Source organism: Rhodococcus huquni, from assembly GCF_055231055.1.
Window position 1 is genome coordinate 438480 of record NZ_JBUYWE010000001.1, and the last position, 26390, is coordinate 464869.

The window sequence follows — 26390 nt, forward strand, 5'->3', positions numbered from 1 at the left end:
GCGGGTCGGTCCGGGGCAGTGGGTCGGGCCGGGTGCCGGTGCCGTGCGTCGTCACCCGAACTCCTCGGGTCTCGGACGATTCTCCGCCGCTGCCGTTCGACGATCGCGAGCGGTAGCCGCTGTTGAGCGGATCAGTCGGTGCGCGGGAGATCCTTCGCGGCAGCGTCGTCGAGCAGCCAACGGGTAGCGGCACGTCCGCGTGCACCCGCGGCCGGGATGTCGACCGACTCGGCACCGCCTATTGCTGCCGCAACAGCCTCGGCCTTGGCTTCGCCGGACACGACGAGCCAGACCTCTTCGGAATGCCGAACAGCAGGCAGAGTGAGCGTGATTCTCACCGGGGGCGGCTTGGGGGAGTCGATCACGGCGACGACGTTCGACTCGGTCTCGCGCACCGCATCGGTATGAGGGAAGAGGGAATTGACGTGTCCCTCACCGCCCATGCCGAGCAGGTGGACATCGAAGGTCGGAAGGGACTCGCCATCGGCGGCGCGTGACGCCAGCATCTGAGCGTAGGCGCCCGCGGCCGCGTCGGGGTTCCCCTCGTAGATTCCGTCGGAGGTCGGCATGGCATGTACCCGGTCCGGATCGACGCCGATGTGATCGAGGAGGGCTGCGCGCGCCTGCACCTCGTTTCGTTCGGGATCACCGGCCGGAAGGAAGCGCTCGTCGCCGAAGTAGATGTCGATCGCCTGCCAGTCGATCTCGCCGGGTTCTGCGTGGACCCTTTCCAGAATCCCGATCCCGGTTCCACCGCCGGTCAGCACGACGGCTGCGGTGCCGCGAGCCCGCTGTGCCGACACCACCGCAGCAACGAACTTTCGGGCAACGGCGGCCACCAGTGTGTCGGCGTCGGCGTGAATTTCGACGATCGGGTCACTCATACGTCACCTTGGTCAGTCCTGTGAGTGCGGCCTCGTAGATCTCGTCCGGATCGAGCCGACGCAGCTCCTCCGCCAGGCAGTCGCTGGTTTCGCGGCGTCCCAATGACACCCGAGAATCAGGCATCCCGGTGCGGCTGAGTGTTGCCGTGGTCTCCGTTTGCGGACGAGAGATGCGGATCGAGTTGCCGTCTACGAATCGCACTTCGACGTAGAGCGGGCCGGTGTGCCTCGTGACGGGGGCGTCGAGGCAGCTTGCAAGCCACCCCGCGATCATGTCGACGGCGGGTTCGTCGATCAAGCCGGACACAGTGACGGATTCGACGGTGGGGTGCGGCGGCACATCGAGGGCTGCGGCGATCAGCGCTCGCCAGTAGGTGACGCGACTCCACGCGAGATCCGTGTCTCCCTCGGCGTAGGACGAGAGTCGACTCTTGATCTCCTCGACCGGATTCACGCGACCGGTCGCGTCGGTGATACGCCGGATCGCGAGCTTGCCGACCGGGTCCTTCGACGGGACGGCCGGAGCCTCCTCGGGCCACCACGCGACGACGGGCGTGTCCGGGAGAAGGAACGGGACCACCACACTGCTCTCGTGATCCGCCAATGCGCCGTACAGGCGCAGAACCACCACCTCGGACGCTCCCGCGTCGCCACCGACGCGGATCTGCGCATCGAGACGCGAAGTCGCTTCACGGGGCCCACGGGCCACGACGATGACACGGCAGGGGTGCTCCCGGCTGGCTTCGTTGGCCGCATCGATGATGGCTTCGGCGTTCTCGCTGTCGTGGGTGCAGATGACGAGGGTCAGCACACGGCCCAGGGTGACGGCGCCGCCGGTCTTTCGTAGTTCCACCAGCTTCTTGCTGACTGCGGTGGTGGTCGTCGAAGGAATGTCGATGATCATCGCTACGGTCTCCTCCATTCGCGCCCGGTGCGGTGCATCATCTCGTCCGCAGCGGGGGGACCCCAGGTTCCGGCCTCGTACGCTTCCGGCGTGCCGCCCTCTGCCCAGTGTTCGAGAACCGGATCGAGGATCTCCCAGGACAATTCGACCTCCGCGTTGACCGGGAACAGTGAAGGCTCGCCGAGAAGCACGTCCAGGATGAGTCGTTCGTACGCCTCGGGGGACGACTCGGTGAACGCCTGGCCGTAACTGAAGTCCATGTTGACGTCGCGGACCTCCATACTCGAACCCGGGACCTTCGAACCGAACCGCATGGTGACGCCCTCGTCGGGCTGGACACGGATGACGAGTGCGTTCTGGCCGAGTTCTTCGGTCATCGTCTGATCGAAGGGGAGGTGCGGCGCGCGCTTGAAGACGACCGCGATCTCGGTCACGCGCCGTCCGAGCCGCTTGCCCGTCCGCAAGTAGAAGGGAACCCCGGCCCACCGTCGAGTGTCGACTTCGAGCGTGATGGCTGCGAAGGTCTCGGTGGTCGAGTCCGACGCGAAACCTTCTTCCTCGAGCAGCCCGCACACTTGCTCGCCGCCCTGCCAGCCGCCGGCGTACTGACCCCGGGCGGTGGTTTCGTCGAGAGGCTCTGCGAGGCGAGTCGCCGAAAGCACCTTGATCTTTTCGGCCTGCAGTTCGGACGGCTCGAAACTGATCGGCTCCTCCATCGCAGTGAAGGCCAACAGCTGAAGGAGATGGTTCTGGATGACGTCCCGAGCGGCGCCGATTCCGTCGTAGTATCCGGCACGGCCGCCGAGCCCGATGTCCTCGGCCATGGTGATCTGGACGTGATCGACGTAGTGCGCGTTCCAGATCGGGTCGAACAGTTGGTTCGCGAAACGGAGCGCCAGAATGTTCTGGACGGTTTCCTTACCCAGGTAGTGGTCGATCCGAAAGACGGTGTCTTCGGGAAAGACTTCGTTGACCACTGCATTCAGTTCGCGGGCACTGGACAGGTCGTGGCCGAAAGGCTTCTCGATCACCACCCGCCGCCACTGGCCGTCCTCGGACTGGGCCAGTCCGGCCTCCGAGAGTTGCTTGAGCACGACCGGGAACGCGTTCGGCGGGATCGCCAGATAGAACCCGTGATTGCCGCTGGTGCCACGCTCGGCATCCAATTCCTCGAGTGTCGAGGCCAGCTCGGCGAACGAGTCGGGATCGTCGAACGATCCCTTGACGAAGCGAAGCCCCTCCGCCAGCCGATCCCACACGTCCTGACGAAACGGAGTGCGGGAGTGGTCGCGGACGGCGTCGTGGACCACTTGGCCGAAATCCTCCGTCGCCCAGTCGCGCCGGGCGAAGCCGACGAGCGAGAACCCGGGTGGCAGAAGTCCACGATTGGCGAGATCGTAGATTGCCGGCATCAACTTGCGGCGCGCCAAGTCGCCTGTCACACCGAAGATCACCAGAGCACACGGTCCCGCGATGCGCGGAAGCCGTTTGTCCCTGCTGTCTCGGAGTGGATTGACCCAGTTGTCCGACACCTCGGGGTCGCTCACCGGATCAGCTCTTCTGGCCCGCTGCGCGCAGCTGTTCGGCTGTCGCGTCCAACAACTCGTTCCAGGCGACCTCGAATTTCTCGACGCCTTCGCGCTCGAGAACGGTGAAGACGTCCGGAATGTCGATGCCGACCTCGGCGAGTTGGTCGAAGACGACCTGTGACGCCGCAGCCGTTCCCGACACCGTGTCGCCGCTGATCTCGCCGTGATCGCCGACGGCGTCGAGGGTCTTCTCCGGGATGGTGTTGACGGTGTTCGGCGCAACCAGCTCGGTGACGTAGAGCGTGTCCGGGTAGTCGGGATTCTTCACGCCCGTCGACGCCCACAGCGCGCGCTGGGGGAGTGCCCCGGCCTCGAGGAGAGTCTGGAAACGCGGCTCGACCTCGAACGCCCGCTGGTACGACGCATAGGCGAGGCGTGCGTTGGCCAGTGCTGCCTTGCCGCGCAGAGCGAGTGCGTCCGGTGTGCCGATCTTCGTGAGCCGGTCGTCGATCTCGGTGTCGACCCGGGATACGAAGAAGGAGGCCACCGAGTGGATCTTCGACAGATCGTGGCCCGCCGTCTTCGCAGTCTCGAGACCTTCGAGGTAAGCGTCGATGACGGCCTCGTACCGCTCGACCGAGAAGATCAGCGTCACGTTCACGCTGATTCCCTCGCCGATGACCTTGGCGATCGCCGGAACACCCTTCTGGGTCGCAGGAATCTTGATGAACAGGTTCGGGCGATCGACGATCTTCCACAGCTCGACCGCCTGGGCGACGGTCTTCTCGGTCTCGTGAGCGAGCCGCGGATCGACCTCGATGGACACTCGTCCGTCGACGCCGTTGCTCGCCTCGAACTGTGGGGCGAGGACGTCGCACGCATCGCGGACGTCGTCCGTCGTGACGGTGCGGATGGTGGATTCGACGTCCGCACCGCGCTCGGCGAGTTCCTGAACCTGCGCGTCGTAGGCGGTGCCCTTGCTGAGTGCACTCTGGAAGATCGACGGGTTGGTCGTGACACCGACGATGCTCTTCGTGGCGATCAGCTCGGCGAGGTTTCCCGACTTGATCCGATCACGGGACAGGTCGTCGAGCCAGACCGATACCCCGGCCTTGGAGAGCTTCTCGAGGTTGGCGTTCTGAGTCATAGCTTCATCCCTTCACGTGTGTGAGCGAGCGCTGTGCGGCCGAAACGACGGCCTCGGCGGTGATGCCGAACTCGCGGAACAGGGTCTTGTAGTCGGCCGATGCGCCGAAGTGCTCGATGGAGACGACTTCACCCGCATCTCCGACGAAACGCTGCCACGGCATCGCGATGCCGGCCTCGACCGCGACACGTGCCTTGACGGCCGGCGGAAGAACGCTGTCGCGGTAGGACTGGTCCTGGGCGTCGAACCACTCCACACACGGCATCGACACGACGCGCGTCGGGTGACCGTCTGCCTCGAGCGTCTCGCGTGCCGCAACCGCCAACTGCAGTTCCGAACCGGTGCCGATGAGAACGATCTCGGGAGTGCCGGAGGAGGCCTCGGCGAGGACGTAGCCACCGCGGGAAACACCCTCGTAGTCGGTGCCTTCGAGGACCGGCAGGTTCTGGCGAGTCAAGGCGAGCCCGGCCGGTGCGCGAGTGGCTTCGTCCGAACCCTTCTCGAGCACGGCGCGCCATGCGTGCGCCGTCTCGTTGGCGTCGCCGGGTCGGAGCACGTAGAGGCCGGGAATGGCGCGGAGCGCAGCAAGGTGCTCGATCGGTTGGTGAGTCGGACCGTCCTCGCCGAGACCGATCGAATCGTGAGTCCACACGTAGGTGACGGGCGTCTTCATGATGGCGGCGAGTCGCACGGCGGGGCGCATGTAATCGCTGAACACCAGGAAGGTTCCGCCGTACGGACGGGTGGGCCCGTGCAATGCGATGCCGTTGAGGATCGACCCCATCGCGTGCTCACGAACACCGAAGTGCAGGGTGCGGCCGTAGGGAGTGGCGGTCCACATGTCGGTGGAAATGGATTCCGGGCCGAACGACTGCGAACCCTTGATGGTCGTGTTGTTGCTCTCCGCGAGGTCGGCGGAACCGCCCCACAGCTCGGGCAGCACCGGACCGGCAGCGTTGAGAACCGCGGCCGATGCCTTGCGGGTCGCGATCTCGTCGCCGCCCGGCTCCCACGTGGGCAGCGTGTCGGCCCATCCGGCCGGCAGGTCGCGACCGGTGAGGCGCTCGAGCAGTGCCTTGCCCTCCGTGGACCGAGCGGACCACTCGTCGAACGACGTCTGCCATGCCTTGTGCGCCTGCGCGCCGCGATCGAGTGCCTTGCGGGTGTGGGCGATGACCTCGTCCGTCACCTCGAAAGTCTTTTCCGGGTCGAAGCCGAGGGCCTTCTTGATGCCGGCGACCTCGTCGTCACCGAGCGCGGCACCGTGTGCTGCGCCCGTGTTCATCTTCTTCGGCGCGGGGTAGCCGATGATGGTGCGCAGCAGGATCAGCGAAGGGCGAGCGGTCTCCGCGTTGGCAGCCTTCAAAGCATCCTCGATGGCGACGACGTCCTCGCCCCCTTCCACTACCTGAACGTGCCACCCGTAGGCCTCGTAGCGAGCCGCAGTGTCCTCGGACAGTGCGATGGCGGTGTCGTCCTCGATCGAGATCTTGTTGTCGTCGTAGATCAGCGTGAGGTTGCCGAGCTGCTGCGTGCCCGCGATGGACGACGCCTCCGAGGTGACGCCCTCCTCGATGTCGCCGTCCGACGCGATGACGTAGACGTGATGGTCGAACGGACTCTGTCCGGCAGCGGCGTCCGGGTCGAACAGGCCGCGCTCGCGGCGTGCTGCCATTGCCATGCCGACCGCCGAGGCGAGTCCCTGACCCAGTGGGCCGGTGGTGATCTCGACACCACGGGTATGACCGTGCTCGGGGTGCCCGGGCGTCTTCGAGCCCCACTGTCGAAGGGACTGCAGATCTTCCAACTCCAGGCCGTAACCGGCGAGGTAGAGCTGGATGTAGAGCGTCAGGCTCGAGTGTCCGCACGAGAGGACGAAGCGATCACGGCCGATCCAGTCGGCATCGTTGGGGTCGTGCCGCATCACGCGCTGGAAGAGTGTGTAGGCGAGGGGAGCAAGGCTCATCGCAGTGCCGGGGTGGCCGTTTCCGGCCTTCTGTACTGCATCGGCGGCGAGCACACGGATGGTGTCGACGGCCTTGGTGTCCAGCTCCGTCCAGTCCTCTGGATGAACCGGTTGCGTGAGGGCGCGGATCTCGTCTGTGATCGACACGGGCAGAAGTCTCCTGACATGGGTGAACGTGGAGCCTGAGGATGCGTGAACCTCTTGTGCATCCCCAGCCTAGTGTGCGGTCCTATCCGGGTCGATTCGGTTCGCGCATATCGGCGGTCTACCATCGTCTGTAGTAGTGAGAGCGCGACGTCGTGTTCGACGGCGACAGTAACGAGCAAGTGGTGCGAGGAGAGAACGTGCGGACAGGGCATCAGCCGAGCGGTCACGGTCTCGGTAGCTCGAGCACCACACCACGCGCCACCTCCGACACCCCGGTGGGACGTGCTACCGCGAAGGTTCTCGCCTACGTCGCGCTCACCAAGCCGCGGGTGATCGAGCTTCTTCTGGTCGCCACCATTCCGTCGATGCTTCTCGCTGCCCGCGGAACCGTCGACATCGTGCTGATTCTCAGCACGCTCTTCGGTGGCTGGATGGGCGCGGCAAGCGCCAACTCGCTCAACTGCGTCGTCGACGCCGACATCGACAAGGTCATGAAACGCACGGCGCGCCGCCCGCTGGCGCGTGAAGCGGTACCTACCTCCCACGCCTTCGTCTTCGGCATGGTGCTCGGTGTCGCCTCGTTCGCCTGGCTGTGGTGGCGAGCGAACCTGCTGGCGGGTGCGCTGGTCGTTCTCACGATCGCGTTCTACGTGCTCGTCTACACGATGGTCCTCAAACGCCGCACCTGGCAGAACGTCGTATGGGGCGGCGCCGCCGGATGCATGCCGGTGATGGTCGGTTGGGCTGCAGTGACAGGCTCGCTCAGCTGGCAGCCGCTCGTCCTCTTCCTCGTCATCTTCTTCTGGACTCCGCCGCATACGTGGGCACTCGCGATGCGCTACAAGGAGGACTACAAAGCCGCCGGGGTGCCGATGCTTCCGGTCATCGCGACCGAAGAGCACGTCACCAAGCAGATCGTTCTGTACAGCTGGGCGATGGTGATCACTTCACTCGCCCTCGTCCCGGCAGCAGGCCTCGTGTACCTGGTCGTTGCGCTCCTCTCCGGAGCGTGGTTCCTGGTGCTGTCGCACCAGCTGTACCGCGGAGTTCGCGGCGGAGCGACCGTGAAGCCGCTCCGCCTGTTCCTGCAGTCGAACAACTACCTGTCGGTGCTGTTCGTCGGACTTGCGATCGATTCCGTGCTCGGCCTCCAGACCGTGACCGATATGTTCGGCTGATCTGGTCTCAGGGAATCAGCACGATCGAGCCCGTGGTGGCGCGGCCTTCCAGATCTCGATGCGCTCTCTCTGCTGCGTCCAATGGATATTCGGCACCCACCGTCAACTGAAGCGAACCGTCGGCGAGCGCGGTGAACACGTCGCCGGCGCGCCATTCGAGCTCTTCTCTGGTGCGTATGTGGTGCGCGAGAGTGGGCCTCGTGAGGAAGAGCGAACCCGCTGGGTTGAGGCGTTGTGGATCGAACGGCGGCACCACGCCACTCGCGGCGCCGAACAGGGCGACGGTGCCCCGAATGCGGGTAGCGGCGAGGCTGGCGTCGAACGTCGCAGCGCCGACGCCGTCGTAGACCGCAGCCGCGCCCTCTCCGTCCGTGAGTTCGCGTACGCGCGCGGCAATGTCGTCGTCGTAGCGCAGAACGGTGTGCGCGCCCGCAGCCCGGGACAGCTCCGCCTTGGCATCCGTCGAGACGGTGGTGACCACGCGCGCACCGAGCGAAACAGCCATCTGCGTGAGTAGTAGACCGACACCGCCGGCACCGGCGTGGACGAGGATCGTCTCACCGTTCCGAACCGGATGGGTCGAGTGGAGCAGGTAGTGCGCTGTCATTCCTTGGAGCAGGGCGCTCGCAGCCTGGGGCGCGGCCACCCCCTCGGGGACGGGGACCGCTACGGACGCCGGCACTTGCACGTACTCGGCGTAACTGCCCGGTGCCGCCGTCCACGCGACGCGATCTCCCACCGCGAACTTCGATACTCCCTGTCCCACTTGCTCGACTACACCCGTTCCCTCGTCACCCGGCACGTAGGGGAGAGGTCGGCTGTAGGTACCGGTTCTGAAATATGTGTCGATGTAGTTGATCCCGACGGCGTCGGTACGGACCAGCAGGTCGTGATCGCCGGGGGTGGGAGCATCGATGTCGACGACCTCGAGTACCTCGGGTCCACCGTTCTTCTTCACCTGAATTGCGCGCATGGCGTCCGTTCTACACCCCGGACCGCGATTCCCGGGCTCAGCGGTACACGATCCACCCGAACAGTCCGAATTGCACAACCGAATCGGCGAGACCGCTGTCGATACGGCTCGGGTCCGGGTTCGCGAGGGCTTGGACGGCGTGGTCGCTGTCGGTGCTGCGCATCGCCAGAAGGCCGCGTTGTGCGACGTCCACGTCGATCACGTGCACGGTCCCACCCGTCTCGGTGATCCGTGCCGCCGAGTGGCCGTCCCATTCGTCGACCGTCGCCCAACCGGCGATTGCCGCACCCTCGACGGCCTCCAGGATAATCGCGGCCGACAGTTCGGCATCTTCGTGCGTCCGAGCGACCGACATTCTTTCCTCCACAGCGATGTCACGAAACCGTCCGATGCGGAACCCCGTGGCATCAATTCGTCAGAAGGTCAGTATTCTCGAACCATGAGCACCGACACCACCGAACCGGACAAGAAGGCAGCCGAAACTCCTGCCCCGAAGTTGCCGGAAGCCGCGGTCAAGGCAATCGAGAAGTTCCTGTCCGAACACGGCGAGACGGCGAAAGCAGTGATTCAGCCGGTCGGCGTGTCGAGTGTTCGGATCACCCTCGTCGGCGAGGACGGAATTCTCGGCGATCAGGTCGTCGCAGACGTGGCCACCGCGAACGCAGTCGTGGCGTCCTTCGACAAGATCTCGGTCTCCGAGTGGGACCGGGCCGTCACCAGCATCGTCACGCCGCAGGAAGGTCACTTCGCGAAGATGGCCGGCTGGGTCGCCAAGCAGACGCGCTTCCCGAAGGCGCGCAACGAAGGCTAGACGGTTGCGCTTCGGCTGTCGGCCGAAACTTCTGTGGGCTGTGAGACGGACTCTCGGGTGCGTCCCGCAGCCCACACTGCTGCGGTAGCGGCCGTGCAGAGGCCCGCTCCGGCGACGTGCACGGTGACGAGCGCGGCCGGCACTTCGGTGAAGTACTGCACGACGCCGACAAGTCCCTGAGCGACCACCAGCGCGAGCAGGACCTTCAGTCGCAACTTCACAGCCTGGGTGGCACCGACCGCGTACACACCGAAGGTGAGTCCGACGAGAAGCGCGAGATAGGCGACCAACGTCTGTGAATGCAGGTGCACCAGCGTGACGATGTCGACGTCGAGGCGAGGAACGATCCGGTCCACGCTCTTGTCTCCCGCATGGGGCCCGGCGCCGGTCACGAGCGTGCCTGCGACGAGGGTGCAGGCGAGGGCGACGCCCGACAGCGCCGTCAACCATCGCAAAGGGTTCGGCACAGACCGAGTGACCACACCGTCGTCCGGTTCGCACACCTTCGCGAACATCACGGTCGCGACCCACACCATCGCCATCGAGGCGACGAGGTGGATGGCCACGGTCCACCACAGGAGTCCGGTGAGCACGGTGATGCCACCGATAACGGCCTGTACGACGGTGCCCAGGGGCATCATCCAGGCGTAGACGAGCACTTCCCGGCGACGACGCGCGCGGGTGACTGCCAGCACGATCAATGCGGCCGCGACCACGACGACGAACGTCAGGAGTCTGTTGCCGAACTCGACTACCTGATGGAGAACAGCGACCTCGCCGTGCAGTACAGGCGTGAAACTTCCATCGAAGCACTGCGGCCAGGTGGGGCAGCCGAGTCCCGACGCGGTCACCCGAACCACCGCGCCGGTCACCGCGATTCCGCCTTGGGTCACGATCACGACGAACGCCAGCACACGTTGGAGTCGCACGGAGGGTAGCGGGAGTCGATCGACCAGGCTCAGGAAGCGGCGATATAGCACGCCAACGATGGTAATGGTCGATCAACTACAGCCTGTCGTTGGGCCGGTTCGATCACGGTTTCGGACGGACCTTCAGGAATCCGGTGATGGTGCCCTGCAGGAAGGAGCCGGCCTTCGTGATCAGCCCGGACATCTGAAGCGTGTCGTTCGCGATGGTTCCAGGCAACGGCGTGGCCGAGAGGACCCGACCGTCGACCGGATTCAGGACGGTGAACGCGAAGGTGTCGAGAGGCGTCGTGGACTCCGGTCCGCCGCGTGCCACGGTGTAGAGGTTGCCATCGCCGGTGGACAGATGTGGAACCGCAGAACTTCGGACCGGGGAGTTCCAGACCTGGTGGCAGCCGACCGGGTCGATGTCGACCCGGGTCAGGCCGCCGCCGAAGGGTGCCGATTCGGGTACCGCGGGACCCGCTCCGTCCGGCGTGGCGGGGTACGGGTAGCCGTAGGTGCTTGCGACGTAGACCGAGTTTCCGATACCGATGGGGGAGTTCTCGCTCCCGTTGGGACGGTCGTTGCTGTCGAGAACGGGAATGGTGCACACGTCACGGCCGGACGAGGTCTCGAAGACACGCAACGACACCGTCGGATCGGCGTTGTCCACGATCGCGAGGTAGTCGCTACCGGTGGCCGGGCCGAAGTACGTCGGTGTGGAGCCGGTGCCCCAGCTGAGCTGGCCGGGTTTGCGAGCCGGGCCACGGTTGTACGGCTGCTTCCAATCCATCTCGATCCGGTCGTCGACAAGGCGCAGCTGGTACAGCGCATGGGTGGTGGCGACGGCGGTTCCGGCGGGTGACGTGGAGATGCTGTTCTGCACCTGTTCACCCGGTTCGAGGGTGCGTGATCGCACCTGTCCGTCGCGGTCGACGGCACCCACGACACCGGCCGCCGTAGCGAACCAGACGTTTCCTTCCCAATCGGGGGACAGTCCGGTCACGTTGTCGTCGTCGGCGATCGCGCTGGACAGGTTGACGGTCTCGTCGACGTGCAGAGACCAGCGGCCGGCGGCGTCACGGGTGTGGGCGATTCGCTGCAGATTCTGTTCCCCGTCGACCGCCACGAGCCGATCACGGTTGTCGAGATACGCGTACACACCGCCGAGGAGTGATCCCTTCGCCAGTTCGAGCTGGGCCAGCGATCCGCCGAGCGGCGTCGGGGACTTCGGGTCGAGAAGGTGCACTGTGGGCGTGCGTCCGATGATCGGGGTGCACAGCGCCACCATCATCTCGTCCGTCCCCTCCAAGATCGTGGGGCATGCGGCCGCCAGCGGGCGTGCGTCCACGGAATGCGCCCCCGAACCGGGTCCGGGCAGAGGTGTGACGTCCGACGAGGCCGCGTCACCGTGCATGGTGGCGGTGCCGACCGGGCCCAGATACGGATTCGGCGGAGTCGAAGGTCCCCATTGCGGTACGGCAGACGCCGTCGGAATGCACATCACGAGTACGCCGAGGGCCGCCAGGATCGGTGTGAGCACACGACGCGTGACAACTCCCACGACGAGGCTCGTCGCAACGGCATTTTCCTGGGCGCACTGCCCTTCTCTCGAACGCACTGGACGAGCCTTCTCTCGGAAGTCGACGACGGCCACGGTTCGAATCACACGAACTTGAACGTCTTGGCTGCCGCCGTACCGGCAACGGCTGCCCACACGGCGAGTATCACGACACTGAGCCAGTCGACGCCGCCTGCGAGTGCCGACTGGAGCGCGTGCGCAAGAGCCCCGGACGGAATGAGGCGGGCGCCGGTGTGAAGAGCTGCTGGGACGTCGCCGGTCACGAACACGATGCTGCCGACACCCAGCATCACGAACCACAGAATGTTCGCGAGGGCGAGGACGATGTCTGCGCGGAGTGTGCCGCCGAGAAGGAGACCCATGGCTGCGAACGTGACGGTGCCGAGTGCGAGGACCAGCGCGCCGAGGAGTAGTCCGAGGACGGTGGGCCGCCACCCGAGCGCCAAGCCGATGGCACCGAGGAGCACTGCCTGGAGGGCCACGACGAGCACCACCGCAGCACTCTTACCTGCAATGATTCCCCACTTGGGAAGTGGGGTCGCGCCGAGGCGTTTGAGCGCGCCGTACCGCCGGTCGAAGCCAACCGCGATGGCTTGGCCGGTGAACGCCGTCGACATCACGGCGACCATCATGACCGCGGGAACCACGGTGTCGACACGGGAAGCGCCGAGATCGCCGACCGGCAGAAGGCACAGTCCGATCAGCAGGGTGATCGGGATGAACATCGTGAGGAGCAGTTGCTCGCCGTTGCGCAGTAGGAGCTTGAGTTCGAGTGCCGTCTGGGCCCGCAACATCGCGGACGGTGCACTGGGGCGCGGGTTCGGGGTGAAAGTGCCCGCCTCGAATCGGTTACCCGACAGACGATCTCCGATGGTCACGTTCATCCCCTCAGTTCCTTGCCCGTGAGCTCGAGGAATACGTCTTCGAGGCTCCGCTGGTCGACTCGGATCTCGCCGATCAGAGCGCCGAGATCCGCGCACCAGGACGCGACTGCGCTCACGATCGCTGGATCGATCGAACCTTCGACGACGTAGGTTCCCGGTGTCGATTCGTGGGCCGTGAATCCGCTGGGCAACTTCGCGGCGAGTTGCGCGACATCCAATCCCGGTGGCGCGGTGAGGCGAAGCCGACCCTCGGCGCCGTGGCGAGTGACCTGCGCCGGAGTGCCGGACGCCACGATACGACCGTGGTCGATGATGACGAGCTCGTCGGCGAGTTCCTCTGCTTCGTCCATGAGGTGAGTTGTCAGGAGCACGCTCACACCGTCACGTCGGAGAGCGTCGATGAGCTCCCAGACGAGGAGTCGTGCTTGCGCGTCGAGTCCGGCCGTGGGCTCGTCGAGAAACACCAGTTCCGGCCGTCCGACCAAGGCGCAGGCCAAGGACAGTCGTTGCTGTTGGCCGCCGGACAGCCGTCGGTAGGGCGTGCGCCGGGCGTCGTCGAGTCCGAGGCTGCCCAGCAGCCAGTCGACGTCCAGTGGATCCGCCGAGTAGGAGGCGACGAGTTCGAGCATCTCGCCTGCCTTGGAACCGGGGTACGCGCCGCCGCCTTGGAGCATCACTCCGATACGGCTGCGGAGTTGTGCGGACTCGCTGATCGGATCGAGGCCGAGCACTCGGACACGCCCCGAATCGGGGTGTACGAAGCCTTCGCACATCTCGACGGTGGTGGTCTTGCCGGCGCCGTTCGGTCCGAGCAGAGCGAGAACTTGGGAGCGGTGCACGGTGAGGTCGAGTCCGGCAACAGCGGTCTTCCCGTCGTACGCCTTCGTCACGTTCTCGAGATGAACTGCGGGTGCCGAGGTCCCGCGCGCGTTGGCCGTCACGGGGACTCAGCGTAAGCCTCGGCAGGATCGTCGCGACCGCCTGCCCTGGCTTTGTCGGTGGCGGATTCGACGCGCCACGGAAGTCGGTTACGGGTGATCACGATGAGAGTTCCCACGGTGAACACGGTGGCGATCGCGGCCTGCACGATCACGAACGGCTGTTCCTCACCGCCCTTGGGCATCAGGATCACGCTGACTATGGACGAGAAGATGATGGCCGGGATTCGGAAGGACCGAGCGGTTGCCCATGCGGCCAACGGCAGAATCGCCCACAGCAGGTACCACGGCTGGACCACGGGGAACAGCAGGACGATGGCGCCGACGGCGAGACCGAGTGCGCCGACCGCGTGGATACGCCCGTACAGAACGGCGAACAACATCCGGACGGTGATGTAGGCGGCCACGAGCGAGGCGATCGGTCGAGTGAGACTCAGTACAGCCGTCGTGTGATCGCCCAGCCCCAGCAGGACTCCGCCGAGACCGGTGACCATGCCGAGGAGCGTCGGTATCGACATCCAACTGCGGACTGCGTTGGCCGTACCGAGAGTGTGAATCCATCCGATTCCTAGGCCGCTCCCGATGCTGATCGCCGCGGTGACGAACAGGGCGATCCCGGCAAGCAGCGCGGCAGCGAGCATCACCGCCTTGAACGTGCCACCCCATCTTCGGGCCAGCGCCATACCCACGAATCCCAACGCCAGCAGGGACGGAATCTTGATCGTGGACGACAAGGCGATGAGCACCACCCCGGCAAGGAGGAACCACATGGCCTTGCCCCGCAGCGGACTCGAGCTTTCGATGGCACGCATCGCGAGTTCGATGCCCGCGAGCATCAGACCGAGCATGAGGGCCTCGTTGTGGATTCCGGCCACGAGGTGGAAGAGCACGAGTGGATTCGCCGCTCCCAGCCACAGCGCGGCGACCGAGGAGACGCCGCACCTGCGCGCGAGCCGGGGGAGTGCCCAGACGATCATTGCGACGCCCGCGAGGGCGAGGAGTCGGTGCAGGAAGATGCCCGCGACGATGTTTTCGCCGGTCAGTGCAGTGATTCCCTTGCCCATCCACAGGAAGAGGGGACCGTAGGGCGCGGGGGTGTCACGCCAGATGGTCGGCACGGTCCTGGTCAGGATGTGGTCGACTCCGAGCGCGCCGGCGGGGCCGATCGCGTAGGGGTCGAGTCCACGGGCAGCGATCTCGCTCTGCGCAAGGTACGAGTACGCATCCTTGCTGAACATGGGTGGCGCCACGATCAGCGGCAGGATCCACAACAACAGGGTGCGATCGAGTTGTGAGCGGTTGAGCTGGCGGCGCACCGCGCCGCCCTTGCGTCCCAGATTGCCGACGGCGAACCGTCCGAGGAGGAGCCAGGCCAGGACCACCATGACGGTTCCCGTCATGGTCAAAGTGAGGGCTGCGCTGGGAATTCGTGCGGGTAGCCCGAGTACGCGCAGGCCCTGGACGGGATTCTGTAGGACTGGGTGCGACCCGGCTCCGAGCGATCCGACGAGCATGAGGACGGCTCCGGTGGCCCCGAATCGCCGGATGCCTCGGAACTGCTCGTTCTCCTGTTGGTTCAGGCCCGGTGCATCGTCCACTGCGGTGGGTTCGCCCGCATCTTCGTGCAGTGCGTCTGCCACCGACGGGCGATGCGTGCGACCGTCTATACCGAGGAACCGTCGAACCAATTCGATCGGCTGTCGACGCGGGGTCGATGGTTGCCGATCTGTCGGGGGCGCCGGAACGGTGGATTCCGGTGTCTCGGGAGTCTGCGGCACATGTGGCAGCGTAGTCGGGAGGTCGTATCGGTCCGTAGGGCCGGTACGACGGCGCGAACAACAGTCGTTGTCGGGTTGTTCCCGCGTGTCGGGCAGGTAACCCTTAGTGGACCAGCGTTGGCAATTCCGTCACACTGGTGTTGTGAAAACGGATGCGACGCGAAGTGTGACCGATGAGGGTGCTGGTAGAGCACCGTCCTCGGTGGTGCCGTCCGCTGCGCAGTCACCCGTTGTGATCGGTCACGAAGGCCAGACCCGCGCCGCGGTCGTCAAGCTGCTCCTGGAAGAGGGGCCCATCACCGCGTCCGAGATCGGACGTCGGCTGGGACTCAGTGCTGCCGGGGTCCGGCGACATCTCGATGCGCTTCTCGATTCGGGTGAGGCGAGGGAAGCGTCCACGGTTGCGGTGCGGCACCGCGGGCGTGGGCGGCCGGCCAAGCATTTCCAGATCACCGCGCGTGGCCGCGGACGGCTGGGCCACGCATACGACGACCTCGCGGGCGCTGCGATGCGGCAACTGCGTGAAGTCGGCGGGAACGCGGCGATTGCCGAATTCGCGAAGCGGCGCGTCGACGCCATCGTCGGTGACGTGGAAGCTACCGACGGGCAACGCTCCGACGAGGTGGAGAAGACCGCAGGAGCGATTGCGGACGCATTCACCGAGGCCGGGTTCGCGGCGTCCATCAGGCCGGTCGGTAACGGTGTGCAGATCTGTCAGCACCACTGCCCGGTGTCTCACGTGGCGGAGGAGTTCCCCGAACTCTGCGACGCGGAACGCGATGCGTTCACCGAACTGCTGGGCACCCACGTCCAACGCTTGGCAACCATTGCGAACGGGGATTGTGCCTGCACGACACATGTTCCGCTCGGGCCCGCACCGCCCGAACCACCACCCGGTTCCGGGTCCACCTAGTTCCCGGATCCACACCAACGTCCCCCGGCGAGCAGCCCCTCGCCGACAAAGAATCAAGACTCCGGAAGGAGCTCGCATGACCGTCACTTCGGACCAGGTCGATGCCACTCAGGGCGGCACCGAGCCGCTGACTCAGGAAGAGACCATCGCATCGCTCGGCCACTACGGCTACGGCTGGTCGGACTCGGACGAGGCCGGCGCAGCAGCGCAGCGCGGCTTGTCCGAGGCAGTTGTGCGCGACATCTCGGAGAAGAAGAACGAGCCGGACTGGATGCTCGAGAGCCGCTTGCGCGCACTCAAGACCTTCGACAAGAAGCCCATGCCGAACTGGGGCTCGAATCTCGAAGGCATCCACTTCGACAACATCAAGTACTTCGTCCGCTCGAGCGAGAAGCAGGCCGAGAACTGGGAAGATCTTCCCGAGGACATCAAGAACACCTACGACAAGCTGGGCATCCCCGAAGCGGAGAAGCAGCGCCTCGTCGCAGGTGTGGCCGCGCAGTACGAGTCGGAGGTCGTCTACCACTCGATCCGTGAGGACCTCGAGTCGCAGGGCGTCATCTTCCTCGACACGGATTCGGGTCTGCGTGAGCACCCCGAGCTCTTCAAGGAGTACTTCGGCTCGGTCATTCCGGCAGGCGACAACAAGTTTTCCGCGCTGAACACGGCGGTCTGGTCGGGCGGCTCGTTCATCTACGTTCCTCCGGGCGTCCACGTGGACATCCCGTTGCAGGCGTACTTCCGCATCAACACCGAGAACATGGGCCAGTTCGAGCGCACTCTCATCATCGTCGACGAGGACGCTTCGGTGCACTACGTCGAGGGATGTACCGCGCCCATCTACAAGTCGGACTCCCTGCACTCGGCAGTCGTGGAGATCATCGTGAAGAAGGGCGGCCACTGCCGCTACACGACCATCCAGAACTGGTCGAACAACGTGTACAACCTGGTCACCAAGCGCACCAAGGTCGAGGCCGGCGGATCCATGGAGTGGGTCGACGGCAACATCGGGTCGAAGGTCACCATGAAGTACCCGGCCGTCTGGATGATGGGCGAGCACGCACGTGGCGAGGTTCTCTCGGTGGCTTTCGCAGGTGAGGGCCAGCACCAGGACACCGGCGCGAAGATGCTGCACCTCGCACCCCACACGTCGTCCACGATCATCAGCAAGTCGGTCGCACGTGCCGGCGGCCGGTCGTCGTACCGAGGACTCGTGCAGGTGAACAAGGGCGCCCACGGCTCCAAGTCCACGGTGAAGTGTGACGCGTTGCTCGTGGACCAGATCAGTCGCTCGGACACCTACCCGTACGTCGACATCCGTGAGGACGACGTGACGATGGGGCACGAGGCGACGGTGTCGAAGGTGAGCGACGACCAGTTGTTCTACCTCATGAGTCGCGGATTGACCGAGGACGAGGCAATGGCCACCGTGGTGCGCGGGTTCGTCGAGCCCATCGCCAAGGAACTCCCGATGGAGTACGCGCTCGAACTCAACCGCCTGATCGAACTGCAGATGGAAGGGGCGGTGGGTTAGTGACCACGCCAGAAACCGATGTCAACCGAACCGATGTCGACAAGCTCGGCGTGACGGGAGCCGTCGCGGGGGAGAACCCGACGCGGACCGCAACCGGATCGCCGATCGTCAACAAGGGTGAAGTCTTCACCTCGTACGACGTGAATGCTTTCGAGGTCCCGGGTGGCCGCGACGAGGTGTGGCGATTCACGCCGCTTCGCCGGCTCCGCGGATTGCACGACGGCACCGCCGTGGCGTCCGGGGCAGCGTCCACCGAGGTGAACGGTCCCGACACCGTGAAGGTCGAGACGGTCGCACGTACCGACGAGCGGCTCGGACAGGGCGGCGCTCCCGCCGACCGTATTGCGGCGCAGGCGTACTCGTCCTTCGAGTCGGCCACCGTGGTGACGGTCGGCCGTGAGGTGGAAGTACCCGAGACCGTCAACGTGATCGTGACCGGTCCGGGCAAGGACAAGGTTGCATTCGGGCATCTCCAGATCCGTCTCGAAGAGTTCGCGAACGCGACCGTCGTCCTCGACCATCGCGGGAGCGGAACGTACGCGGAGAACGTCGAATTCGTTCTCGGTGACAGCGCCCGGCTGACTGTCGTCGCTGTCCAGGACTGGGAGGACGACGCCGTTCACGTGACGGCCCACCATGCGCGTCTGGGACGTGACTCCGTTCTGCGGCACACCAACGTGAGCCTCGGCGGCGATCTCGTCCGGCTGACCGGCACGGTGAAGTACACCGGACCCGGTGGTGACGCCGAGTTGCTCGGGCTCTACTTCGCGGACGCGGGTCAACATTTCGAGCAGCGACTGCTCGTCGATCATTCGCAGCCGCACTGCAAGTCCAATGTGGTCTACAAGGGTGCGCTGCAGGGCGATCCCGGTTCCGGCAAGCCGGACGCGCACACCGTCTGGATCGGTGACGTGCTGATCCGTGCAGAGGCGGAGGGGACCGACACGTTCGAGCTCAACCGCAACCTGGTTCTCACCGATGGTGCTCGCGCCGATTCGGTTCCGAACCTCGAGATCGAGACCGGTGAGATCGTCGGCGCCGGCCATGCCAGCGCCACCGGGCGGTTCGACGACGAGCAGCTGTTCTACCTGCGTGCTCGCGGTATTCCAGAGGAGCAGGCTCGCCGCCTGGTCGTCCGCGGCTTCTTCCACGAGATCATCAACAAGATCGCGGTTCCCGAACTGCGTGAACGCCTCGAGGCAGCCGTCGAAACCGAACTGGCCGCCGTCGGCGTCTGACGCCATCCCTTTGCCGGCAATCCTCATAATTTCGAAGGAACAGAATGTCTACTCCTGAAAACTCCCTTCCCGAGAACTCCGTTCTCGAAGTCCGCGATCTCCACGTCGATGTCGCGAACACCGACGTCAATGCCGACCCGATCAACATCCTCAAGGGCGTGAACCTGACGGTTCGCTCGGGCGAGACGCACGCGATCATGGGCCCGAACGGCTCCGGAAAGTCGACGCTGTCGTACGCCATCGCGGGACACCCGAAGTACCAGATCACGTCCGGGTCGATCACTCTCAACGGTGAAGACGTCCTGGAGATGAGCGTCGACGAGCGGGCGCGTGCCGGACTCTTCCTTGCGATGCAGTACCCCGTGGAGGTCCCCGGTGTGTCGATGTCGAACTTCCTTCGTACCGCGGCAACTGCGGTACGCGGTGAAGCGCCCAAGCTCCGTCACTGGGTGAAAGAGGTCAAGGAGTCGCTGAGCGAGCTCGACATCGACCCGTCGTTCGGTGAGCGCAGCGTCAACGAGGGATTTTCCGGTGGCGAGAAGAAGCGTCACGAGATTTTGCAGCTCGGCCTCCTGAAGCCGCGGATCGCGATCCTCGACGAGACCGACTCGGGCTTGGACGTCGATGCGTTGCGGGTCGTCTCCGAGGGAGTCAACCGGTACAAGGATCGTGAAAACGGCGGAATCCTGCTCATCACGCACTACACCCGGATCCTGCGGTACATCACTCCCGATTTCGTTCACGTGTTCGTGGACGGTCGCATCGTCGAGTCCGGTGGGCCCGAGCTTGCCGACGAACTCGAGGCCAACGGCTACGAGCGTTTCACTCAGGCCGCAGCGAACCAGGCCTCCGCAACCCAGGGAGCGTAAACACAGATGACCACTTCGGTGCGCGCACTGGACGTCACCAGGATTCGGGAGGACTTCCCGATCCTGGGGCGCACCGTGCGCGACGGCAAACCGCTCGTCTATCTCGATTCGGGAGCGACTTCGCAGCGCCCGAATCAGGTGCTCGATGCGGAACGCGAGTTTCTGACCACGTGTAATGCGGCGGTTCACCGAGGTGCGCATCAGCTGGCAGAAGAAGCGACGGACGCCTACGAGGGCGCCCGCGAACTGATCGCCGGGTTCGTCGGTGTGGACAGCGACGAGATCGTGTTCACCAAGAACGCGACCGAAGCGCTCAATGTGGTCACCTACGTACTCGGTGACGACCGATTCGACCGGAAAGTCGGACCGGGCGACGAAATCGTGATCACCGAACTGGAGCATCACGCCAACCTCGTGCCGTGGCAGGAACTCGCCCGTCGAACGGGGGCAACCCTGCGGTGGTACGGCGTCACCGACGACGGTCGTATCGATCTCGAGCAGTTGCATGGCGGCGAGTCGCAGGCTCCCGCCGGAGGCGAGCTCTCCGATGCGGTCAAGGTCGTCGCGTTCACGCACCAGTCGAACGTGACAGGTGCCGTGGCTCCGGTGGAGGAGTTGGTTCGCCGCGCGAAGGCCGTCGGTGCTCTGGTGGTCCTCGACGCGTGCCAGTCCGTACCGCACATGTCGGTGGACTTCCACGATCTCGGTGTCGACTACGCGGCCTTCTCCGGGCACAAGATGCTCGGGCCGTCGGGCGTCGGAGTGTTGTACGGCCGGCGTGAGCTGCTGAATGCGATGCCACCGTTCATCACCGGCGGCTCGATGATCGAGACGGTCACGATGGAGGCCACGACGTTCGCGGCGCCGCCGCAACGGTTCGAGGCCGGTGTACCCATGACGTCACAGGTGGTGGGTCTCGGCGCAGCTGTGACCTACCTGAACGACATCGGGATGGACGCTGTCGCCGCGCACGAGCACGCGCTCACGGCGGCCGCTCTGGAGGCACTCTCGTCGATTCCTGGGCTCCGCATCGTCGGACCGACTTCGCCGGAGGACAGAGGCGGCGCGGTGTCGTTCGTCGTCGACGGGATACACGCCCACGATCTCGGTCAGATTCTCGATGACGAGGGTGTGGCCGTCCGTGTCGGACACCACTGCGCCTGGCCGCTGCACAAGCGCTTCGGGGTGGCAGCGACCGCGCGGGCGTCGTTTGCCCTGTACAACACCCTCGACGAGGTGGACGCGCTCGCTGCGGCGATCCGTCGTGCCCGTGACTTCTTCGGGGTGGCCGACTGATGCGTATGGAACAGATGTACCAGGAAGTGATCCTGGACCACTACAAGCATCCGCACGCACGTGGCCTGCGCGAGCCTTACGGGGCCGAAGTTCATCACGTCAATCCGACGTGTGGCGACGAGGTGACGCTCCGTGTCCACATCGCCGACGACGGAACAGTGGGTGACGTCTCGTACGACGGGCAGGGCTGCTCGATCAGCCAGGCCGCCACCTCCGTGCTCACCGATCAGGTGATCGGGATGCCGGTGGACGAGGCTCTCGAGACGGTGGCCGCTTTCAACGAGATGGTGAGCAGCCGCGGCAAGGTGGAGGGCGACGAGGATGTCCTCGGCGACGGGATCGCCTTCGTCGGAGTATCGAAGTACCCGGCCCGCGTGAAATGCGCGTTGCTGGGATGGATGGCATTCAAGGATGCGGTTGTTCGAATAATGGAAGACGAACCCGCACGAATCGGAGGACACGCATCATGAGCGAGACTCAGGCTTCGGAAGCCGAGACGACCACCGAGTCGACGGCCACGTACGACGCGGCCCGTTCGACCGGCACTGTTCCGCCTGCGGAGCGACTGGACGACCTCGAAGAGGCGATGCGCGACGTCGTCGACCCCGAACTCGGCATCAACGTGGTCGATCTGGGACTGGTCTACGGAATCACCGAGGACGACAACACCGTCACCGTCGACATGACCCTGACGTCCGCGGCATGCCCACTCACGGATGTCATCGAGGATCAGGCACGTGGCGCCTTGGTCCGGAGCGGAATCTGCGAAGAACTGAAGATCAACTGGGTCTGGCTGCCGCCGTGGGGCCCGGACAAGATCACCGACGACGGCCGCGAGCAGCTTCGCGCCCTCGGATTCACCGTCTAGCCGGTCTTTCGCGTGGAGCTACGCCCGGTCGCAGCCTTCTTTGCCGACTTGGCGGGCTTCGCGTCGCCCGACTTCGACGACTTTCCTCCCTTGGCGGACTTTCCGGCAGCTTCCACGCTGCGTTGGAGAGCCGCAACGAGATCGACGACCTCGGCGTCCTCTCCGGACGTTTCGGCGGCTTCGACCGGCACGACCTTCTTGCCGCCGGAACTGATCATCTCGTCGAGTAGCTCACGCAGTTGCACCTGATATTCGTCGGTGAACGCGGTCGGATCGAAGTCCTCGGCCATGCTTTCGACGAGAGTGTCGGCCATGGCCAGTTCCTTGGGTTTCGGCTTCTCCGCGCCCTCCAGCGATGGGAACTCGGCCGCGCGTACCTCGTCCGGCCACAGCAGGGTTTGGATCACGAGTACGCCGTCGCGTGATCGCATTGCGGCGAGCCTCGTCCGTTGACGCAACGTGAAATGAACGAGTGCGGTCCGGTCGCTTTCGGCCAAGGTGGTGGACAGCAGCACGTACGCCTTCGGCGAAGTCGAGTCCGGCTCGAGGTAGTAACTCTTCTCGAAGAGAATCGGGTCGATCTGGTCGGTAGGAACGAACTGGAGCACGGGGATTTCGTGTTTTTCAGCGGCCGGAAGTTTGTTGAAATCGTCGTCGTCGAGAATCACGCGGACCCCGTCGTCAGAGTCGTAGGCCTTGTCGATGTCGGCGAACTGGATGACATTTCCGCATTCGGAGCACACGCGGTTGTATTTGATCCGACCGCCGTCCTTGGCGTGGACCTGGTGGAAGCGAATGTCGTGGTCTTCGGTGGCCGAATAGACCTTGACAGGCACATTGACCAATCCGAACGCTATCGAGCCTTTCCATATCGAACGCATGGGTTCCATCATGATCGCAATCGCGCACTTGCGCGAGGTTCATCGCCGAAATACTGCCCGCATGATCAGGTAGCGCAGTCCGCCGGGACACCGCCGAAACACGCTTCCCATGGCGAGGAGAATTCTCCTCGTATCCGTTCGAGACGACAGATATGCGCGTTGTAGTTCGGCTGGACTGGTGAAGAACGCCTCGAAGAAGTCACGTGTCGTGGAGGCATCGAGGTCGAGTAGGACCCGCAGGCCCGCCTGACGCAACGCAGCGACAACGCGAGCGGACGGCGACCACAACGTCGAGGGCGATGCGGTGGCGTCCGCGAGGGCAGCAGACACCTGATCCGCATGAGCGAGGGCAGCAGCGACGCTGTATCCCGTTCCCGGGTGGATCAGGCCACCGCGGGCGCCGTAGGCGAGGCCGGAGCGCCGGCGCCGCGGAGCTTCCACGACGAAGTTCACTACCTCGGTCTCCGGGCTGTCGGAGAGCGAGACGCCTCTCGACACGAGACGCGTGGTCAGCCGTCGCCGAAGCTCTTGGACGGGCAGGGGAGGGGAGCCGACGAGGCAGGTCTCCTCGAGAAGCATTCGACCGGAGGCCGTCGGGACTGCGTAGAGGAACGAGGGAGGCTCGTCGGCCGACGCGCCGTTGTCGGCTTTCCAATCCATGAACCAGGCCGATTGCCCTTCGAGGGCGGGGGCCGCATCACCGCGATCCAGGAAGATGCCGTAGGCACTCTGCCGTGCGAGGTCGCGGCTGTTTCCGGTACCTCGAACGTCGACGACATACCGTGCAGACAGCACCGAGCCATCTTCGAGAGTTACCGAGGTCCCTTCCACGGACACTGCTCTACCTGCGACGACACGTGCTTTGCTGGTGTCGAGTATTGATTGCAGTACAACAGTATCGAATACGCAATAGGTGCGTTCGAGTGTGTGGACACGGTTGGCACGCACGGTGGGGTAGGGGATACGGGAAGCGATCACCGACGCATCGAGCCACTGCGGAATCTCGTCTTCCCATGCGGCGTATGTCGGCGCCCACGCCCGATCAGGGGAGGGGTCGACTGCCACAACGTTCAGTCCTCGGGCAAGGCAACGATGTGCGAGGGCGCGCCCGGCCGGCCCGAGACCGACGATCACGACGTCGGGGAGGTGTGGGTCGTCAACCATCCACAGGACGGTAGTCGCGAGCTTCCTCCGGGCGCAGAAACGCTACTGTTCTTACCTCGGGACGTGACGGAATACCTGGATACCCGGAATAGCGTCGCGTCGCGAAGGTTCCGTTCCCTCCGCTCACCCGACTGTCGACGTTACGAACCACCCGCATCACCACCCGAAAATCATCGAAGTGGGGGTCTCGCGGTTAGCGGAGTCACTCTGTACGTGGTCGGGGAGAGCGCCGATGGGCGGTAAACTCGGTGGTTCTTGTCCTCGACAGGGGGCATTCTGACATCGACCGGTCGACCGACCACGAGGAGTTCTGTTGATTACCGCCACCGACCTGGAAGTTCGTGCAGGTGTGCGGACCTTGCTCACTGCGCCTGGGCCTGCCCTGCGCATTCAGCCAGGGGACCGAATCGGTCTGGTCGGCAGAAACGGTGCGGGAAAGACGACCACGCTGCGCATCCTGGCCGGCGAAGGTGAGCCGTACGCGGGTGCTGTCGTCCGTACCGGTGATCTGGGTTATCTCCCGCAGGACCCGAAAGAGGGCGACCTCGATGTCCTCGCGAAGGACCGAGTTCTGTCCGCGCGTGGGCTCGATGCACTCCTGCGCGACATGGAGAAGCAGCAGATCCTGATGTCCGAGGTCGTCGACGACGATGCACGCGACAAGGCCGTGAAGAAGTACGGCCAGCTCGAAGACCGGTTCTCCGCACTGGGCGGGTACGTTGCCGAGTCCGAGGCCGCCCGAATCTGCAACAGCCTCGGGCTGGCCGATCGCATCCTCGACCAGCAATTGCACACACTTTCCGGCGGTCAGCGTCGCCGTGTGGAGCTCGCTCGAATTCTGTTCGCTGCCTCGGACGGCAGCGGCGGGCGTTCGGACACGACATTGCTCCTCGACGAGCCCACCAACCACCTCGACGCCGACTCGATCACGTGGTTGCGTGGCTTCCTGCAGAGTCACGAGGGTGGCCTGGTGGTCATCAGTCACGACGTCGACCTCCTGAACGACGTCGTCAATCGCGTGTGGTTCCTCGACGCCGTGCGCGGCGAGGCCGACGTCTACAACATGGGCTGGAAGAAGTACCTGGACGCACGCGCAACGGACGAGCAGCGGCGTCGCCGTGAACGCGCCAACGCCGAGAAGAAGGCCGGCGTGCTGCGGGTTCAGGCGGCAAAGATGGGCGCAAAGGCCACGAAGGCCGTCGCTGCCAAGAACATGGCCAAACGTGCCGACAAATTGATGGAAGATCTCGATGCCGAACGGGTGTCGGACAAGGTCGCCCACATCCGGTTCCCGGAACCAGCCGCATGCGGCAAGACCCCGTTGATGGCGAAGAACCTGACGAAGGTCTACGGGTCTCTCGAGATCTTCACCGGCGTCGATCTCGCGATCGATCGCGGGTCGCGTGTGGTCGTGCTGGGACTCAACGGCGCCGGCAAGACCACCTTGCTTCGCCTGCTGGGCGGAACCGAAGAGCCGGACGCGGGCGGGCTGGAACCCGGCCACGGCCTGAAGATCGGTTACTTCGCGCAGGAACACGACACGTTGGACGACAACGCTTCCGTGTGGGAGAACATCCGGCACGCGGCTCCGGACACGGGGGAGCAGGAGCTTCGGTCGCTCCTCGGTGCCTTCATGTTCACCGGCCCGCAGCTCGAACAGCCCGCCGGGACCCTGTCCGGTGGCGAGAAGACTCGACTGGCGCTCGCGGGCCTCGTCTCGTCGGCAGCAAACGTCCTTCTGCTCGACGAGCCCACCAACAACCTTGATCCCATCTCGCGCGAGCAGGTGCTCGACGCACTGCGCAGCTATAAAGGTGCCGTCGTGCTCGTGACTCACGACCCGGGTGCGGCCGAGGCACTCGATCCAGAGCGGGTGATTCTGTTGCCGGACGGAACCGAAGATCATTGGTCGCAGGAGTACCTCGATCTCATCACGCTCGCCTGAGTTCCAGGGCCGGCCGACTGCTTCGCGTCCGTTGATCGGATACACACGCGCGC

Annotated in this window: 24 protein-coding genes; 10 read left to right on the forward strand and 14 right to left on the reverse strand. The window is 64.9% G+C overall.

All coding sequences use genetic code 11. The annotated features are described in order from the left end of the window. Positions 1-131: 131 nt before the first annotated feature. The 5 genes from pgl to tkt are packed head-to-tail and all read right to left on the reverse strand — an operon-like array spanning position 132 to position 6577. Positions 132-884 (reverse strand): 6-phosphogluconolactonase, encoded by a 753-nt coding sequence (pgl, locus tag ACZI8R_RS02105; RefSeq protein WP_463377890.1) that lies wholly within the window; start codon positions 882-884, stop codon positions 132-134. Further along, positions 877-1788, reverse strand: coding sequence for a glucose-6-phosphate dehydrogenase assembly protein OpcA (gene opcA, locus ACZI8R_RS02110; protein WP_463377891.1), 912 nt, complete (start codon positions 1786-1788; stop codon positions 877-879). The genes pgl and opcA overlap by 8 nt, the downstream gene beginning before the upstream one ends. Before the next feature lie 2 nt (positions 1789-1790). Beyond that, positions 1791-3335: a glucose-6-phosphate dehydrogenase gene (gene zwf, locus ACZI8R_RS02115; protein WP_463377892.1), complete on the reverse strand. Its 1545-nt coding sequence runs from the start codon at positions 3333-3335 to the stop codon at positions 1791-1793. Positions 3336-3339: 4 nt separating this feature from the next. Next, complete coding sequence (tal, locus tag ACZI8R_RS02120) at positions 3340-4464, reverse strand: transaldolase (protein ID WP_463377893.1); 1125 nt, start codon at positions 4462-4464, stop codon at positions 3340-3342. Positions 4465-4468: 4 nt separating this feature from the next. Continuing rightward, positions 4469-6577, reverse strand: coding sequence for a transketolase (gene tkt, locus ACZI8R_RS02125; RefSeq protein ID WP_463377894.1), 2109 nt, complete (start codon positions 6575-6577; stop codon positions 4469-4471). Between the two features lie 197 nt (positions 6578-6774). On the opposite strand from tkt, the gene ACZI8R_RS02130 reads away from it, so the two are divergent. Further along, on the forward strand, positions 6775-7755 hold the full coding sequence (locus ACZI8R_RS02130; RefSeq protein ID WP_463377895.1) for a heme o synthase: 981 nt from the start codon (positions 6775-6777) through the stop codon (positions 7753-7755). Between the two features lie 7 nt (positions 7756-7762). On the opposite strand, the gene ACZI8R_RS02135 is transcribed toward ACZI8R_RS02130, so the two are convergent. Both ACZI8R_RS02135 and ACZI8R_RS02140 read right to left on the reverse strand, forming a co-directional pair. Next, positions 7763-8728, reverse strand: coding sequence for a quinone oxidoreductase family protein (locus tag ACZI8R_RS02135; protein ID WP_463377896.1), 966 nt, complete (start codon positions 8726-8728; stop codon positions 7763-7765). A gap of 37 nt (positions 8729-8765) precedes the next feature. Next, positions 8766-9083, reverse strand: coding sequence for a hypothetical protein (locus ACZI8R_RS02140; protein ID WP_463377897.1), 318 nt, complete (start codon positions 9081-9083; stop codon positions 8766-8768). Between the two features lie 84 nt (positions 9084-9167). Between ACZI8R_RS02140 and ACZI8R_RS02145 the strand changes: the two genes are divergently transcribed. After that, positions 9168-9539: a hypothetical protein gene (locus ACZI8R_RS02145; RefSeq protein ID WP_463377898.1), complete on the forward strand. Its 372-nt coding sequence runs from the start codon at positions 9168-9170 to the stop codon at positions 9537-9539. On the opposite strand, the gene ACZI8R_RS02150 is transcribed toward ACZI8R_RS02145, so the two are convergent. The 5 genes from ACZI8R_RS02150 to mptB all read right to left on the reverse strand — a co-directional run bounded on the left by ACZI8R_RS02150 (position 9536) and on the right by mptB (position 15629). Continuing rightward, complete coding sequence (locus ACZI8R_RS02150; RefSeq protein WP_463377899.1) at positions 9536-10519, reverse strand: COX15/CtaA family protein; 984 nt, start codon at positions 10517-10519, stop codon at positions 9536-9538. The genes ACZI8R_RS02145 and ACZI8R_RS02150 overlap by 4 nt on opposite strands. Before the next feature lie 52 nt (positions 10520-10571). Continuing rightward, positions 10572-11951, reverse strand: a complete 1380-nt coding sequence (locus ACZI8R_RS02155) for a hypothetical protein (RefSeq protein WP_463378200.1) — start codon at positions 11949-11951, stop codon at positions 10572-10574. Positions 11952-12112: 161 nt separating this feature from the next. Further along, on the reverse strand, positions 12113-12913 hold the full coding sequence (locus ACZI8R_RS02160) for an ABC transporter permease (protein ID WP_463377900.1): 801 nt from the start codon (positions 12911-12913) through the stop codon (positions 12113-12115). Then, positions 12910-13854, reverse strand: coding sequence for an ABC transporter ATP-binding protein (locus ACZI8R_RS02165; RefSeq protein WP_463377901.1), 945 nt, complete (start codon positions 13852-13854; stop codon positions 12910-12912). The genes ACZI8R_RS02160 and ACZI8R_RS02165 overlap by 4 nt, the downstream gene beginning before the upstream one ends. Then, positions 13851-15629: a polyprenol phosphomannose-dependent alpha 1,6 mannosyltransferase MptB gene (gene mptB / locus ACZI8R_RS02170; RefSeq protein ID WP_463377902.1), complete on the reverse strand. Its 1779-nt coding sequence runs from the start codon at positions 15627-15629 to the stop codon at positions 13851-13853. The genes ACZI8R_RS02165 and mptB overlap by 4 nt, the downstream gene beginning before the upstream one ends. Positions 15630-15735: 106 nt before the next feature. On the opposite strand from mptB, the gene ACZI8R_RS02175 reads away from it, so the two are divergent. The 7 genes from ACZI8R_RS02175 (at position 15736) to ACZI8R_RS02205 (ending at position 22347) form a co-directional block, all read left to right on the forward strand. Beyond that, positions 15736-16542: a helix-turn-helix transcriptional regulator gene (locus ACZI8R_RS02175; protein WP_463377903.1), complete on the forward strand. Its 807-nt coding sequence runs from the start codon at positions 15736-15738 to the stop codon at positions 16540-16542. 76 nt (positions 16543-16618) lie between these two features. Further along, positions 16619-18076, forward strand: coding sequence for a Fe-S cluster assembly protein SufB (gene sufB, locus ACZI8R_RS02180; protein WP_463377904.1), 1458 nt, complete (start codon positions 16619-16621; stop codon positions 18074-18076). Continuing rightward, positions 18076-19314, forward strand: a complete 1239-nt coding sequence (gene sufD / locus ACZI8R_RS02185) for a Fe-S cluster assembly protein SufD (protein ID WP_463377905.1) — start codon at positions 18076-18078, stop codon at positions 19312-19314. Before sufB ends, sufD begins: the two co-directional genes overlap by 1 nt. 44 nt (positions 19315-19358) lie before the next feature. Then, complete coding sequence (gene sufC, locus ACZI8R_RS02190) at positions 19359-20183, forward strand: Fe-S cluster assembly ATPase SufC (RefSeq protein WP_463377906.1); 825 nt, start codon at positions 19359-19361, stop codon at positions 20181-20183. 6 nt (positions 20184-20189) lie between these two features. Then, entirely contained in the window at positions 20190-21479 is a 1290-nt protein-coding gene (locus ACZI8R_RS02195; protein WP_463377907.1) for a cysteine desulfurase, read from the forward strand. Further along, the gene (gene sufU, locus ACZI8R_RS02200) at positions 21479-21949 is read left to right on the forward strand and encodes a Fe-S cluster assembly sulfur transfer protein SufU (protein WP_463377908.1); all 471 of its coding nucleotides are present in this window, start codon (positions 21479-21481) and stop codon (positions 21947-21949) included. The genes ACZI8R_RS02195 and sufU overlap by 1 nt, the downstream gene beginning before the upstream one ends. After that, positions 21946-22347: a metal-sulfur cluster assembly factor gene (locus tag ACZI8R_RS02205; RefSeq protein ID WP_463377909.1), complete on the forward strand. Its 402-nt coding sequence runs from the start codon at positions 21946-21948 to the stop codon at positions 22345-22347. The genes sufU and ACZI8R_RS02205 overlap by 4 nt, the downstream gene beginning before the upstream one ends. Here ACZI8R_RS02205 and ku read toward each other — a convergent pair. Both ku and ACZI8R_RS02215 read right to left on the reverse strand, forming a co-directional pair. Then, complete coding sequence (gene ku, locus ACZI8R_RS02210) at positions 22344-23228, reverse strand: non-homologous end joining protein Ku (RefSeq protein WP_463377910.1); 885 nt, start codon at positions 23226-23228, stop codon at positions 22344-22346. The genes ACZI8R_RS02205 and ku overlap by 4 nt on opposite strands. A gap of 39 nt (positions 23229-23267) precedes the next feature. After that, positions 23268-24392: a lycopene cyclase family protein gene (locus ACZI8R_RS02215; RefSeq protein WP_463377911.1), complete on the reverse strand. Its 1125-nt coding sequence runs from the start codon at positions 24390-24392 to the stop codon at positions 23268-23270. A gap of 313 nt (positions 24393-24705) precedes the next feature. Here ACZI8R_RS02215 and ACZI8R_RS02220 point away from each other — a divergent pair, with 313 nt between their 5' ends. After that, positions 24706-26337, forward strand: coding sequence for an ABC-F family ATP-binding cassette domain-containing protein (locus ACZI8R_RS02220; protein WP_463377912.1), 1632 nt, complete (start codon positions 24706-24708; stop codon positions 26335-26337). Positions 26338-26390: the final 53 nt, after the last annotated feature.